At 48.8% G+C, this 12,952-nt stretch carries 17 protein-coding genes; 3 read left to right on the forward strand and 14 right to left on the reverse strand.

The genetic code is table 11. The features are described 5' to 3' along the window. Positions 1-6: 6 nt before the first annotated feature. The 13 genes from QUE34_RS19875 to QUE34_RS19935 all read right to left on the reverse strand — a co-directional run bounded on the left by QUE34_RS19875 (position 7) and on the right by QUE34_RS19935 (position 9,309). On the reverse strand, positions 7-213 hold the full coding sequence (locus QUE34_RS19875) for a hypothetical protein (RefSeq protein ID WP_000887032.1): 207 nt from the start codon (positions 211-213) through the stop codon (positions 7-9). Between the two features lie 9 nt (positions 214-222). After that, positions 223-672 (reverse strand): hypothetical protein, encoded by a 450-nt coding sequence (locus tag QUE34_RS19880; protein ID WP_000892848.1) that lies wholly within the window; start codon positions 670-672, stop codon positions 223-225. An 82-nt stretch (positions 673-754) separates the two neighbouring features. After that, positions 755-919: a hypothetical protein gene (locus QUE34_RS19885; protein WP_000828579.1), complete on the reverse strand. Its 165-nt coding sequence runs from the start codon at positions 917-919 to the stop codon at positions 755-757. A 3-nt stretch (positions 920-922) separates the two neighbouring features. Further along, a complete protein-coding gene (locus tag QUE34_RS19890; RefSeq protein WP_000270230.1) occupies positions 923-1,237 on the reverse strand; it encodes a hypothetical protein in 315 nt (104 codons plus the stop codon). Positions 1,238-1,239: 2 nt separating this feature from the next. Next, positions 1,240-2,124 carry a hypothetical protein gene (locus tag QUE34_RS19895; protein ID WP_001101855.1) on the reverse strand — a complete coding sequence of 295 codons (885 nt, stop codon included), beginning with the start codon at positions 2,122-2,124 and terminating at the stop codon, positions 1,240-1,242. A gap of 596 nt (positions 2,125-2,720) precedes the next feature. After that, positions 2,721-4,313, reverse strand: coding sequence for an IS66 family transposase (tnpC, locus tag QUE34_RS19900; RefSeq protein ID WP_000080223.1), 1,593 nt, complete (start codon positions 4,311-4,313; stop codon positions 2,721-2,723). Positions 4,314-4,343: 30 nt separating this feature from the next. After that, on the reverse strand, positions 4,344-4,694 hold the full coding sequence (gene tnpB, locus QUE34_RS19905) for an IS66 family insertion sequence element accessory protein TnpB (RefSeq protein ID WP_000624677.1): 351 nt from the start codon (positions 4,692-4,694) through the stop codon (positions 4,344-4,346). Further along, the gene (tnpA, locus tag QUE34_RS19910; protein WP_000422696.1) at positions 4,691-5,110 is read right to left on the reverse strand and encodes an IS66-like element accessory protein TnpA; all 420 of its coding nucleotides are present in this window, start codon (positions 5,108-5,110) and stop codon (positions 4,691-4,693) included. Before tnpA ends, tnpB begins: the two co-directional genes overlap by 4 nt. Positions 5,111-5,403: 293 nt before the next feature. After that, a complete protein-coding gene (locus tag QUE34_RS19915; protein WP_024218758.1) occupies positions 5,404-5,628 on the reverse strand; it encodes a hypothetical protein in 225 nt (74 codons plus the stop codon). Positions 5,629-5,637: 9 nt separating this feature from the next. Beyond that, positions 5,638-7,326 (reverse strand): VapE domain-containing protein, encoded by a 1,689-nt coding sequence (locus tag QUE34_RS19920; RefSeq protein WP_198321360.1) that lies wholly within the window; start codon positions 7,324-7,326, stop codon positions 5,638-5,640. Beyond that, positions 7,310-7,591, reverse strand: a complete 282-nt coding sequence (locus tag QUE34_RS19925; protein ID WP_000754198.1) for a hypothetical protein — start codon at positions 7,589-7,591, stop codon at positions 7,310-7,312. The genes QUE34_RS19920 and QUE34_RS19925 overlap by 17 nt, the downstream gene beginning before the upstream one ends. Positions 7,592-7,599: 8 nt before the next feature. Then, on the reverse strand, positions 7,600-7,779 hold the full coding sequence (locus tag QUE34_RS19930) for a helix-turn-helix transcriptional regulator (protein WP_001439227.1): 180 nt from the start codon (positions 7,777-7,779) through the stop codon (positions 7,600-7,602). Between the two features lie 294 nt (positions 7,780-8,073). Further along, complete coding sequence (locus QUE34_RS19935; RefSeq protein WP_000829625.1) at positions 8,074-9,309, reverse strand: tyrosine-type recombinase/integrase; 1,236 nt, start codon at positions 9,307-9,309, stop codon at positions 8,074-8,076. Positions 9,310-9,578: 269 nt separating this feature from the next. On the opposite strand from QUE34_RS19935, the gene yhdJ reads away from it, so the two are divergent. Then, positions 9,579-10,463, forward strand: coding sequence for an adenine-specific DNA-methyltransferase (yhdJ, locus tag QUE34_RS19940; protein ID WP_001258939.1), 885 nt, complete (start codon positions 9,579-9,581; stop codon positions 10,461-10,463). An 83-nt stretch (positions 10,464-10,546) separates the two neighbouring features. Beyond that, on the forward strand, positions 10,547-10,726 hold the full coding sequence (locus QUE34_RS19945; RefSeq protein WP_001295275.1) for a DUF2556 family protein: 180 nt from the start codon (positions 10,547-10,549) through the stop codon (positions 10,724-10,726). 2 nt (positions 10,727-10,728) lie between these two features. On the opposite strand, the gene acrS is transcribed toward QUE34_RS19945, so the two are convergent. Next, the gene (gene acrS, locus QUE34_RS19950; RefSeq protein WP_001129503.1) at positions 10,729-11,391 is read right to left on the reverse strand and encodes a multidrug efflux transporter transcriptional repressor AcrS; all 663 of its coding nucleotides are present in this window, start codon (positions 11,389-11,391) and stop codon (positions 10,729-10,731) included. 398 nt (positions 11,392-11,789) lie between these two features. Between acrS and acrE the strand changes: the two genes are divergently transcribed. After that, positions 11,790-12,947: a multidrug efflux RND transporter periplasmic adaptor subunit AcrE gene (gene acrE, locus QUE34_RS19955; protein WP_105268618.1), complete on the forward strand. Its 1,158-nt coding sequence runs from the start codon at positions 11,790-11,792 to the stop codon at positions 12,945-12,947. Positions 12,948-12,952: the final 5 nt, after the last annotated feature.

Here is a 12,952-nt window from a genome sequence, read left to right on the forward strand (position 1 = left end):
AAGGAATTAATTAAGTAAATTTTCTGCAAGGGTGTGTTCACCGATTGCCCGCAAGGCGGCAGCGGCCAGTTGCAGGGCGCATTCGGTGCGGTAGTCTCGCTGTTTCTGCATTTCCTCCGCTGTGTTGCACGCCAGAACTTTTGGCAGGACCATATCCACCAGTTCAGGCCAGGGGTTTGTTCCTTCCGGTTTTGTGTGAATACGGTCCAGCATGGTGCCCCCTTATGCACTCCGTACCAGGATAGCGCCGCGCTTCACCGCCTGGCGTTTGGCCCGTTCACCGGAACTGATGCGGCTGGATGGTTGCCACTTCGTGCGTCCCAGGGCGGATGCGTGGCTTTCCGCTTCGTCACGCATGATGCGGCCCGCTTCATCGGTCATGTGTTCGAATGCGTTTAAACGGTTGCGAAGGCTTGCCAGCAGGTCGGCTGCTTCGTAGCTGATAGGGTTTTTCTCTGAAATGGTTTGGAAACGCTTTGTTTCGCTAAGGATCAAACGCGCTTCTTCTTTCATTGATTCGTACAGGTCATGTTTTTTCATAGTATTGGCCGCTAACAATAGTTGTTGATGATTAAGTGAGTGCGCGCTTTTAGGTGACAGGTGCGGCGCAACCGGTGTGGAATTAGTGGTGGTTTTGACCGTCCAGGATGACCACCAACCTGGTTCCAGCATCCATCGTCTGAGGAACGATGAAGGTTAAATTTGGCCGGTTATTTGGGGCACAGGGAACCGGTGAAACCTGTATTCTTGGCCATTATTTGCCGTTCAGCCCGCTACTCAGAAACTTTTCAATCACCTGGCTGCGTGAAGGGCGGATGCCTGTTCTGCGTTCCAGTTTGGCTTGCTCTCTTTCGACCTGGCGCACCAGGTCAGGGGCGAGGCGTACCGTTACGTGCTGGCGTGTTTCTTGTCGTTTCATGGCTTAGTACCTGTTCATCCAGCTTTCGCGCTTCTGTTTCGGGCGCTGCTCGCGGTAGTGACTGCGCACCAGGGAAGCGAGGTAATTCACGGCGCGTTCAATCTGGTACTGCTTAAGCTCCGGGTAAGCCTTGCGAATCCATTTTTCAGCAGCGTCATCGCTGTAGATGAATCCTGACCAGCCAACCGGCTGCACTACGATGCGCGGTGTGTTTTCATCACCGTGGCGCACATACATGGCCACACCTTCGATAGCTGCCAGGATTTCACCCGGCAGGGCAGCGCGCTCCGCTGCCGCTTTTTTGCTGCCCCACCACATGATCAAGCCTTCCAGAACATAGTTGAGTCAGGCACCAGTGCGGATGCGTTCACCCACACAACGATTTCAACGGCACCATTCAGCACGCGGCGGGCGGTGACGCGGATTTCATCATCCAGGGCAACGGCTGCATTGCCGAAAGCGCCAATGATTGTGCTGGAAGTCTGGCCGCTGATTTCAGCGCGTACACCGTAGGCACGCAGAACGCCGTCTTGCAGTTCCAGGCCGGTGCAATCACCGCCAACAATGGCTTTAACTTCATCAAAGCGCAGGTTTTTGGCTGCAATCTTCTGCGCCACTGCGGTGAATGACGGGCTGGCCAGCGTTTCCGCTGCGGTTTCCAGGTGGTTCAGCAGTACGAAATCAGCCAGGTCAGCAATTCCGCGTTCAATGGCGGTGTTGACCACTTCCAGCGTGGTATCGTCTGCGAAGTCGTGTTTCATCTGCTTGCGGCTAAGGGTGTAGCCCACGCCGTAAGCCGGTGCGTTGTTGTGGTTGAACGCTGATACCAGGTAAGGCAGGCCGCTCATGGTGATTTCTTCGCCGTCAGCCACTTTGGCGAACGCACCAGGGCGAACGACAACGAAGCGGTCAGCCACTTCGCGGCCAGTCGTTGCGCCGGTGTTGCCAGTCGGAGGCGTGGTCATCGGGCCAGGGATGCGGATGATTTCAGCGCCTGCCTGTGCCACCAGTGAACGTTCAGCCAGAACAGCGTTGAAGGTGGTCTGCTTGCCGCCTTTCGGGGTCAGCACGTCATTCATGGACAGGTAGCGAACTGCTGCAGGTTCCACAGGGATGAATTGAGTAATGTCACCGTTGCCATCAGTGCGAATGTGGCCGCCCTGGTGGTTCAACGCGTCGTTGATAAGTTGAGATAAAACGTTCATTAAAAATGCTCCGGTTGTTGTGCAATAAATCGTCTGGAATGACTTAAAGATATACAGTAACCAGGCCGAACACAATAGCCACAATGTGAGCTTTTTAATTTAAAATCAGTAACTTATAACCATGAATACTTGCAAATAACCAGGCATAATCCGGCGTAATCGATATTTACACATCTTTACAATTCAGCGTGTGTAAAACGTGTTCGCTTTATTTTGCAATCTCGCAAGTATGGTTCCAGTGCTTTGATAGGATTCACATAAATGATTGATTTACTTGACGTAATCATAAAGTGAGTTTTGTAGGGGCACGCACAACGCGAATTACGCGGGACCAATGCCCCCGCAGGCTGTACCCCCCTCGGAAGTACCTTGACTTTTTTGGCAGCAGATGGCGATGACACCTAATGTCACCATGACGGCGTTATGTTGGAAAGGTGTCATTAGGTGTCATAGCGGGAAACACGCTGATTATTAAAGAAAAATACAAACAAGATACTGTAATGAATGACACCTGTGACACCATGACACCCATTTCTATAAAGTATAACGACCACTGTTACATTATTGTAAGCGTCAACGGAGCACCGTATTGACGCTTATTTATTGGTGAGAACCACGTTCCATGGCAGGAGTTCGTCAACACGGTTGGAGGGCCATTCCGGCAGTACGCTCAGAATATGGCGCAGATACGCTTCCGGATCGATACCGTTCAGACGGCAGGTGCCGATCAGCCCGTATAGCAGTGCACCACGCTCGCCACCGTGATCGCTACCGAAGAACACGTAATTTTTCTTTCCAAGACAGACTGCACGAAGCGCTCTTTCCGCTGTGTTATTGTCCGTCTCCGCCAGTCCGTCATCACTGTAATAACAGAGGGCGTCCCACTGATTCAGTACATAGCTGAACGCTTCGCCCAGTCTGGATTTTTTCGACAGCGTGCCATTCTTCTCCACCATCCATTCATGCAGCGACGTCAGTAACGCTTTGCTTCGCTGCTGTCTGACTGCAAGACGCTCTGACTCTGGTAATCCCCGTATTTCATCCTCGATGGCGTACAGTTCACTGATTCGCTTCAGGGCTTCTTCTGCCGTCGCACTTTTGCTGCTGATGTATACATCGTGGATTTTTCTCCGGGCATGGGCCCAGCACGCAACTTCTGTCAGCGCACCACCTTCACGTTCTGCACTGAACAGCCTGTCATAACCTGTGAACGCATCCGCCTGCAGGATACCCCGGAAGGGGCGGAGGTGTTGCTCCGGGTGTTTCCCCTGCCGGTTCGGTGAGTACGCGAACCAGACCGCCGGAGGAGATGACGAACCCGCATTGCGATCATCCCGGACATACGTCCAGATGCGCCCTGTTTTCGTCTTTTTCAAGCCCGGTGCCAGTACCTTTACCGGTGTGTCGTCAGTGTGAAGCTTGCGGGTATTCATCACATAACGGTACAGGGCATCATTCAGCGGCATCATTAACTGGCAGCACGCGTCAACCCAGTTGGAGAGTAATGCACGGCTCAGTTCGACACCCTGTCGGGCAAAGATTTCACTCTGACGATACAGTGGCAGGTGTTCGCAGTATTTTCCCGTTAACACGCGGGCAAGTAATCCGGGGCCCGCGATACCACGCTCTATCGGGCGGGACGGCGCCGGTGCTTCAATGATGCAGTCACATTTTGTACAGGCTTTTTTTACCCGTTCTGTGCGGATCACTTTCAGGGCGCTGCTCACCAGTTCCAGCTGCTCAGTACTGACTTCCCCCAGATAATCCAGCTCGCCGCCACATTCCGGGCAACAACTTTCTTCAGACTCCAGACGGTGTATTTCACGGGGAAGGTGTGCCGGTAACGGACGACGATGGCGCGACTGTCGCAACTGGCGGGGAACCTGTGGATCGTCTTCCCGCCCACTGTAACGATCGCTGTCCTGTTCGCGTTGTTTCAGCAGGGCCTCAGCCTGTTCAACTTCACGACGCAGTTTTTCAGAACGGGTACCGAACAGCATCCGGCGCAGTTTTTCTATCTGAGCCCGCAGATGTTCTATTTCCCGTTCATCTTCTTCGATCTTTTCTTCGGCACGTGCCAGTGCAGAGCGCAGGAAGGCCTCCGTCTCTTCAACCAGACTCAGTTGCTGGTCTTTCTGACGGAGCTGGCTTTCCAGTTCTGCAATGCGAATGAGGTATTTCTGACTCATGGCCGTTTTTATAATGCGGCCAGGCGTTTTTTACAACATTGTCAGGGCGTTAAGGCGGGATGTTTTTGGCTGACGCCAGTCCAGCTTATCGAGGAGCATTGCCAGTTGCGAGCGGGTAATGGATACCTTACCGTCACGCACCGCAGGCCAGATAAACTGGCCTTCCTCCAGGCGTTTGGTGAACAGGCACAGACCATCAGCATCAGCCCAAAGAATTTTAACGGTGTCACCCCGTCGGCCACGGAAGATAAACAGGTGACCGGAGAAGGGATTAACATTTAACACATGCTGTACCTGTTCACCCAGCCCGTTGAAAGACTTACGCATATCGGTTATCCCGGCAACGAGCCAGATACGGGTACCGGATGGGAGTGAGATCATCTTCCCCTCCCGGTCAGTTCACGAATCAATACAGTGAGCAGCTCTGGTGAAGGATTTTCCAGCGTCATGTTACCGTGACGGAACTCCACCTTGCAGGAGCTGGCACTGACAGTAGTCTGAGTGGATAAGGGCGGAGTAAGAGCAGCCATCGGTTCTTTCGGCTCATCAGAGGTTATCTCTACAGGTAATAATTCAAGGCCTGCATCAGAAGTGGTTGTCACCGGAAGACGCCGTGATATACGCCCTTCGTTTTGCCAGAGTCTGAGCCATTTGAAAATAACATTATCATTGACGCCATTTTCTCGTGCAATCTGAGCCACACAAGCACCGGGTTGTGATGCCAGTTCAACCATACGAAGTTTGAATTCATTCGAATACTTTTTACGAGGTTCTTTTCGCCAGTCCTGTAATTCCATACTTAGATGTCCGTCTGTGTCAGATGGGCGTCTAAGTTACCAATTCTTGTCTAATGGCTACATACGGCGGTCGGTTTACGCTTACACATTATTACAGTGGTCGTTATTTTCTTTAAAAATGCTGTCATAGGTGTCATAGGTGTCATTAGTAATGTCGCAACCCTTGCGGGTTATGGCTTGAGAACAATGACACCTACCATGACACCTTATAAATTAATGACACCTAGGCGTCACTTTGAAAATAAAAAAAGCCCCGGCATTCGCCAGGGCAATGGGTAACAACCGTTGTGATATTATGAGCGGAGAAACGGCAAGATTTCAGCGGAATCCACTACCCTTATGCGGTAGCTGCATAGCAGGTTTTCACCCAACTTGGCCAGTTCCTGCTGCACCTCTGGCAGCCTATTGCGAGCATGGTCTACCGCTTCCTGTTCAGTGGCGAAACCTTCCATGATTTCGGTTTCGGTGTAGGTGCCGTGTTCCGGGTCAAAAGCAATGATATATACGCGATAACTCATAGTATCACCTCAAAACTGGCGGTTAGGCCCATCAAAATAGCTATGGTCTTGCTGTCCAAAAACTTTCGGTGGCATTAGGTAAAAACGCCCTTTACTTGTTCTACGTGCATCCCTTCCAGTCAGTTTTCGCAGAATGTTACCGCACTGCGTTGCCTGGGATTTTGTTGGCCGATCCTGCCCAATAGACAACAGAACATCCGTTGCAGTCATTTCTATATATGCAGCCAGGCGATCACTGTTCCAATCAAAACGCGCCAATATCATTTCTTCAATCGGGTCAGTTTGCCCGTGCTGTTCGTTCACTACTTCCAGCATGGCTTCTTCATCACGATCCAGCCACCAGCGTTCACCTGCTTCAAACCAGGAAAGAACTTCGGCCCATAATTGTTGTGTGTCTATGCCATGCTCGTAGTTAACGGCAGTTACAGGAATGGTCCACCAGCGCACGTTCCCGGTGTCATCCGCCAGGAAGTGTTTCGGGTTCACTGACGCAAAAAACACGGTGCGGCGCTGGTACTTCGATTCAAGCCGGTCATAAGGGCGGCGCAGGTCATCACGGTCCTGGCTGATAAATGCTTTGAGCTTGGCAATATCCGCCTTGCGAAACGTCGCATCCAATTCGCCTAGCTCAACAAGCCAGTGACTAATTGCGCTGGCCACGCTGTCTTTATTGCCGGGGTCAATAGTTGCTCCCACCTTAACCAGGTTGCGATTGTCAGGGGGCAGAAGCGCTTTAAACCATGCTGTTTTACCCAGTGACTGCTCGCCCTGGAAAACCAGCACGCCTTTGGACCAGAAACCCGCTTCTAAGTAAGCAGCCGCCACGGCAGACAGCAACCAACGACGCACCAGCATGGCCAGCAGATCGCGACTGTAGTCATCTGGCGTGCTGATAGTATTCAGCAGGTCTGCAAATCGGCTTCGTCCATCCCATTCACGTTGATTGATGAAATCCCTGACAGGATTATAAGTATTGCGCACAGCGATAGTTTTGATATGACCTTCAATATTACTCATTGGTAACCGGTTCAGTGCGGCGAGGCTTAAAATTTCACTCACAGCGCAGTTATCGCGAGCATCTGAACCGCCACTAACGCCAGGTACTAAAACCTCAACGTCCTTGCTAATCTCATTATATTTTGCAGAAATGCTGTAGTTATCTAATAGACGTTCAACATTAGGGCGTGTGTTTAAAGGCTGGCCATTGCTTCCAATATTTGGCCAGGTTGTCATTAATACAGGAGCCATATCGTGAATGTCTTTTACAGTTGCTGCGGCGGTTGCTCGTTCTTCTTTGCGCAGCATGCCCACCAGGCTTTCACCGCGTAGGGCGGCGTCTCTAAGCCTGTCCATGTTCCATTTTTCCGGTTCACGGTCAGTAATGCCTTTAAATAAACGGGCTTCCTTAACTCCAGCCACTGCCAGCTTGTCAGCAATAGTGCTGATTTGAAGTTGCTTAATATCACCAGCCAGATATACCCGCGCAGACCGGCGACCATCGTCGATAATTCGTAGATTATCTAAATCATCCAGTTGTCTTGGCCCAAGATAGACAGGAGGAGTAGTGTCACCGGCAACTTGTTTACCCATTCCTTCTTCCCAGCCCTTGGCATGGCTCCAAGCGTCAGAACCGGCAAAAATAATTGCTTCCGTAAAAGGGTCTTTAGGTAATAGCTTAACGTTAGGCGCGTTTCTCATATCGCACCCCGCGTTTTAACTCCAGATACATCGCCCATGATTCAGAATCGCTGATGCGAAACGGCACCAGGCTATCAGCCATAGCGGCGTGACGTGAAACAATAGTCCACGGGCGGTTTACACCTTCGCGAATGCATGCTTGCAACAATAATTGTGCTGCCGCCATACGCTGGGCGGTAAGTTCGCCAACGGTTAACTGGCGCTGTGGGTTACGCAACAGGCTGTTATAGCGACTGATAGCCTGATTTACGGTTGTTTTCTTCATAAGCCACCTCAGCGCTGTACTGGCTGGCGGCTTTCAAGCCACGCCATAACATCTTTGCGCCGCCAGGCCACGCGTTTTGGCCCTAATTTTATGCAATTAGGAAACGTGCCAGCCTGGATATAGCGCCAGATAGTCATGCGGGATAATGTTGTTAGTGTTGTGACTTGCTTAGCAGTCAGTAATTCCATCTTACGGCCCTCAAAACATGGCCGGTGGATATGTGGTCTGTAATGATTTATGATTATGTTGCGTTAACAAAGAACGCGACCATTACAGCCTTCACCGGCTTTTTGGTATTAAGGGGTTCGGTTTTCTGTTTGGCGACGTGAACCGATCCCCGCCTTATTCAAGCCCTCAGTTCTGCTGGGGGCTTTTTATTACTACATGACAATAATACTCAAATTGTATCAGCAGTAAATACCCTTTAAATTCATAAACTTAACTGCAAATAACGCTACATAACTCTATATAATCATCAATTTTTAATTATCTGATTTTAAAAGGTTTATTTTTTCTAAATATTTTATCCATTTGTCCAAGGCTAACCGTTTTTCCGGGATGTACTGGCTACGGTTGTACACCGCCATCACTCCTGGCATTGAGTGGCCCAGCAACTGTTCAACCACATGCGGGGCTATCCCCAAGTTATTTAGACTGGTGGCAAAAGTGCGGCGCAGGTCATGCAACGTCCACGGCGTTGAATGCTCTAATCGTCTGTATAAGATACGCCCCCACTGGCTGACAGCTTCGGGTTTCTTCATTTCACCAAGCAGCATTCCGCTATCAAGATGATTTTGGCGTAGCTGTAAAATAAATGGCTGTATAGATTCAGGCACGGGTCTGATGATTTTCTCCCCACCCTTGCTATGTTCTCGCGGAACTGTCCAAATCCATTCTTTCACGTTCCATTCCGACCATGTCGAAAGACGAATTTCTTGTGTTCTTGCACCAAACACTATTAGCAATTTTAAAAGCGCGGTGTAGTAAGGTAGAAACGCATATTCGCTTTTTAGCGCATTCCAAAGGCCACTAAGTTCTTCAGAAGTTAAAACACGATCACGTTTTGCCTGCTTTCTTCCAACATCAGTAACTTTGATATCCTCCAGCGCATCACTGTAAACATCGTGCAGCCTGCGGTTGTGAATCAACGCCTGCTTGCAGTTACCTAATATGTAGCCGCTTGCTACCGGCGCGACTTTTTTGATTCTGCTAAATGTCTCCATCCATCTTGCTTTAGAGCACTGTTCAAGTGGCAATTCGCCGATGAAAGGATAAATATGTCTTTCGAATTGGCGTCTATGCCTTTCAAAGTTGACCCGGTTTTCCGCCGCGTACTCATTAATCCAGCGTTCCAATGCTTCCCTGATAGTGACAGGTTTCATGGTTTTTGCTGACTCTTGGTCAAACTGGTCTTTAGGATCTAGATTATGAGCAAGCCACCGTTTGCATTGGTCGCGTTTCACCCTCGCCTCAGCAAGAGATAAGGCAGGATACTTGCCCAGCACTAGCGTCAAAGTATTGGCGCTTTTATGCTTATTCTTATAACGGAACAACCATTGGATGTTATTGGCCGGTCTCTTCTCGCCATCAAGGATTTTGCGCCTTGATGGTGTAACGCGAACAGAAAGGCTGCCACCGTCAGCAACATCAAAAGGTTTTTCGATGACTTTGCGGGTTAACGCACGCAATTGAACATCTGAGAGTTTATTTTCGGCCATAGAGTTAATGACAACCTTTTTGACAACTGTATGCAGGGAGTAACTGATAACTGATGATACAATGCGAGCCAATAAAAAATAAATATCTCGTTCTGCATCAATTATTTATGATGAATACAAATTATCTAGAGTGATAATAAATTACGTATAATGACTCTGTATTTTACAATACGGCATGAACTAATTCAGGTTAGCTAAATGCTTGATTAAAAAGGCGCTACTCGGCATGGGGAAGCGCCTTTTTTATAGGTGTCACAAAGGGAGTGACCATGAGAACAGGATGTGAACCGACCCGATTTGGTAATGAAGCAAAGACCATCATCCAGGGTGATGCATTAACCGAACTTAAAAAGATCCCCGCCGAAAGTGTAGATCTGATCTTTGCCGACCCACCGTATAACATCGGTAAAAATTTTGATGGTCTGATCGAAGCCTGGAAAGAAGATCTGTTTATCGACTGGCTGTTTGAAGTGATTGCAGAGTGCCACCGCGTTCTGAAAAAGCAGGGCAGCATGTACATCATGAACAGCACGGAAAACATGCCCTTTATCGATCTCCAGTGCCGCAAGCTTTTTACCATCAAAAGCCGCATCGTCTGGTCATATGACAGTTCTGGAGTGCAGGCGAAAAAACACTACGGCTCCATGTACGAACCCATCCTGATGATGGTGAAAGACGCAAAGAACTACACGTTCAACGGTGATGCTATTCTGGTAGAAGCCAAAACCGGATCGCAGCGCGCGTTGATCGATTATCGCAAAAATCCTCCACAGCCTTACAATCATCAAAAAGTACCGGGTAACGTCTGGGATTTTCCGCGCGTGCGTTATTTGATGGATGAATATGAGAATCACCCGACGCAAAAACCGGAAGCCTTACTGAAACGCATTATTCTCGCCTCTTCCAACCCAGGCGATATCGTTCTCGACCCGTTTGCCGGTAGCTTTACTACCGGTGCCGTAGCCGCCGCCAGCGGGCGAAAATTCATTGGTATTGAGATCAACAGCGAGTACATCAAAATGGGGCTTCGACGGCTGGATGTCGCGTCGCATTACTCTGCGGAAGAACTGGCGAAAGTGAAAAAAAGAAAGACCGGCAACCTGTCAAAACGAAGCCGGTTAAGCGAAGTTGACCCCGATCTCATTGCAAAGTAAAGGAAGTGTAAGCCTGGTTTTCAGATTATTCATTTCGTGTATATTTCCTGCCAGACTTGGTTAAACATGCACAGGCTCAGGTAATGATTCGCAAGTATTGGTGGCTCGTCGTTTTCGCTGTCTTCGTTTTTCTGTTTGATACTTTACTGATGCAGTGGATTGAACTGCTGGCAACAGAAACAGACAAATGCCGCAATATGAACTCAGTTAATCCACTAAAACTGGTTAACTGTGACGAACTGAATTTTCAGGACAGAATGTGAATTTATATGACACTTAATTCATTCGTTTGATGAATTAATTTCGTTATGTTTTCATCTGGCATGAACATTCTTAATACGTTATCGACCAGTGCGGGTGCTTGTTTATAAAGATCATAACCCGCCATATTCATTAACCAGTTTTGAACAATACCGCTGAAGGCTCCATCAATAATAATCATCACAACATCTAAATCGAGATTATTTGCTATACAACCTTGTTGCTGACATGCCTGCAATACTTCGCGGAGAGTCTGCGGATTAAAGCCCATCTTTTCGCGTATCACTCCCTCTGCCAGCATCTCATCATTAAATTCACATTTGTGATATAAGATTTTCAGCAACGCCTGCTGGCGGGGAATTTTGGCAATATATTGCAAGCCAACAATCAATTTTTCACGCAATTGCTGAAACGGGTCATGCTCTAACCCAGCAGTCAAGTGATCCTGGATTAACTCCCGCAATGAAGGCTGTTGCAACCACATCTCATTAAACAGTTGGGTCTTGTTCTCGAAGTGCCAGTAGATAGCGCCACGCGTAACGTTAGCGGCGTCGGCAATGTCGTTGAGCGTCGTCTTGCTTACGCCATGCTGCGCAAACTGGGCGATGGCAGTTTCAATCAGTTCTTGCCGGGTCTTCAGGGCTTCAGCTTTGGTTCTTTTTGCCATGATTAATTATTCAGGAAATAAATATATTCGACACAGGATGAGAAAATAGCGAAGGTTAATCTATCACCTAATGTATATTTATACGAGAGGCTAATATTGAGTTGCTATAAATCGTCAAATAAATAACATTTATTATTTACCTAAAATACATTCACTCTATCAATATATATTTCAATTTACGAAAATTTGATTCTACCTCTTTCAACCCGCGTCAAAATAAAACAGTAGAATATTAATCTTTTTTTGTGTTTATGTGCCTTGAGACGCCAGTATTCATAACTATTCCTTACATCGACGAATGATAATTTGTAGGATAGCGAACTGTATTTTTCTTTCTGCGAGTTAACGCGTTGCCTTTTTAGGTAAATAACGCGCTTTTGGTTTTTTGAGGAATAGTAATGACGAAACATGCCAGTTTTTTCCTCCTGCCCTCCTTTATTCTGATCTCCGCGGCTTTAATCGCCGGTTGTAACGATAAGGGAGAAGAGAAAGCTCACGTCGGTGAACCGCAGGTTACCGTTCATATTGTGAAAACGGCCCCGTTAGAAGTTAAGACTGAATTACCAGGCCGCACCAATGCTTACCGTATAGCCGAAGTTCGCCCACAGGTTAGCGGGATCGTACTGAGTCGCAATTTCACTGAAGGCAGCGATGTGCAAGCAGGCCAGTCTCTGTACCAGATCGATCCCGCGACCTATCAGGCAAGTTATGACAGCGCGAAAGGCGAACTGGCGAAAAGTGAAGCCGCCGCCGCCATCGCGCATTTGACGGTAAAACGTTACGTTCCGCTCGTGGGTACGAAATACATCAGTCAGCAGGAGTACGACCAGGCCATTGCTGATGCTCGCCAGGCCGATGCCGCCGTGATTGCCGCAAAAGCCACGGTCGAAAGCGCTCGCATCAATCTCGCTTATACCAAAGTGACTGCGCCAATTAGCGGACGTATCGGCAAATCTACTGTGACCGAAGGCGCTCTTGTCACTAATGGGCAAACGACTGAACTGGCGACTGTCCAGCAGCTCGATCCTATCTACGTTGATGTGACCCAATCCAGCAACGATTTTATGAGGGTGAAGCAATCCGTAGAGCAAGGAAATTTGCATAAGGAGAACGCCACCAGCAACGTAGAGTTGGTCATGGAGAACGGTCAAACCTATCCCCTGAAAGGTACGCTGCAATTCTCCGATGTTACCGTTGATGAAAGCACCGGCTCCATAACCCTACGTGCCGTCTTCCCTAACCCGCAACATACGCTTTTACCTGGTATGTTTGTGCGCGCACGGATTGATGAAGGCGTCCAACCTGATGCCATTCTTATCCCGCAACAAGGCGTTAGCCGCACACCGCGTGGTGATGCAACCGTGCTGATTGTTAACGATAAAAGTCAGGTTGAAGCGCGCCCTGTCGTTGCCAGCCAGGCGATTGGCGATAAATGGTTGATTAGCGAAGGGCTGAAATCTGGCGATCAAGTCATTGTCAGCGGCCTGCAAAAAGCGCGTCCGGGAGAGCAGGTTAAAGCCACTACCGATACCCCCGCAGATACTGCATCGAAGTAAGGCAA

It is taken from the genome of Escherichia sp. KS167_9B (assembly GCF_030295215.1).
Lineage (GTDB): Bacteria > Pseudomonadota > Gammaproteobacteria > Enterobacterales > Enterobacteriaceae > Escherichia > Escherichia coli_F.

Excerpts from the sequence above, each read along its gene's own strand:
- yhdJ (WP_001258939.1), top strand. The coding sequence starts at position 9,579 with ATGAGAACAGGATGTGAACCGACCCGATTTGGTAATGAAGCAAAGACC.
- QUE34_RS19875 (WP_000887032.1), bottom strand. The coding sequence starts at position 213 with ATGCTGGACCGTATTCACACAAAACCGGAAGGAACAAACCCCTGGCCT.
- QUE34_RS19915 (WP_024218758.1), bottom strand. The coding sequence starts at position 5,628 with ATGAGTTATCGCGTATATATCATTGCTTTTGACCCGGAACACGGCACC.
- QUE34_RS19925 (WP_000754198.1), bottom strand. The coding sequence starts at position 7,591 with ATGAAGAAAACAACCGTAAATCAGGCTATCAGTCGCTATAACAGCCTG.
- tnpA (WP_000422696.1), bottom strand. The coding sequence starts at position 5,110 with ATGGAATTACAGGACTGGCGAAAAGAACCTCGTAAAAAGTATTCGAAT.
- QUE34_RS19890 (WP_000270230.1), bottom strand. The coding sequence starts at position 1,237 with ATGTGGTGGGGCAGCAAAAAAGCGGCAGCGGAGCGCGCTGCCCTGCCG.
- acrS (WP_001129503.1), bottom strand. The coding sequence starts at position 11,391 with ATGGCAAAAAGAACCAAAGCTGAAGCCCTGAAGACCCGGCAAGAACTG.
- tnpC (WP_000080223.1), bottom strand. The coding sequence starts at position 4,313 with ATGAGTCAGAAATACCTCATTCGCATTGCAGAACTGGAAAGCCAGCTC.
- QUE34_RS19885 (WP_000828579.1), bottom strand. The coding sequence starts at position 919 with ATGAAACGACAAGAAACACGCCAGCACGTAACGGTACGCCTCGCCCCT.
- acrE (WP_105268618.1), top strand. The coding sequence starts at position 11,790 with ATGACGAAACATGCCAGTTTTTTCCTCCTGCCCTCCTTTATTCTGATC.
- QUE34_RS19930 (WP_001439227.1), bottom strand. The coding sequence starts at position 7,779 with ATGGAATTACTGACTGCTAAGCAAGTCACAACACTAACAACATTATCC.
- QUE34_RS19895 (WP_001101855.1), bottom strand. The coding sequence starts at position 2,124 with ATGAACGTTTTATCTCAACTTATCAACGACGCGTTGAACCACCAGGGC.
- tnpB (WP_000624677.1), bottom strand. The coding sequence starts at position 4,694 with ATGATCTCACTCCCATCCGGTACCCGTATCTGGCTCGTTGCCGGGATA.
- QUE34_RS19935 (WP_000829625.1), bottom strand. The coding sequence starts at position 9,309 with ATGGCCGAAAATAAACTCTCAGATGTTCAATTGCGTGCGTTAACCCGC.
- QUE34_RS19880 (WP_000892848.1), bottom strand. The coding sequence starts at position 672 with ATGCTGGAACCAGGTTGGTGGTCATCCTGGACGGTCAAAACCACCACT.
- QUE34_RS19945 (WP_001295275.1), top strand. The coding sequence starts at position 10,547 with ATGATTCGCAAGTATTGGTGGCTCGTCGTTTTCGCTGTCTTCGTTTTT.
- QUE34_RS19920 (WP_198321360.1), bottom strand. The coding sequence starts at position 7,326 with ATGAGAAACGCGCCTAACGTTAAGCTATTACCTAAAGACCCTTTTACG.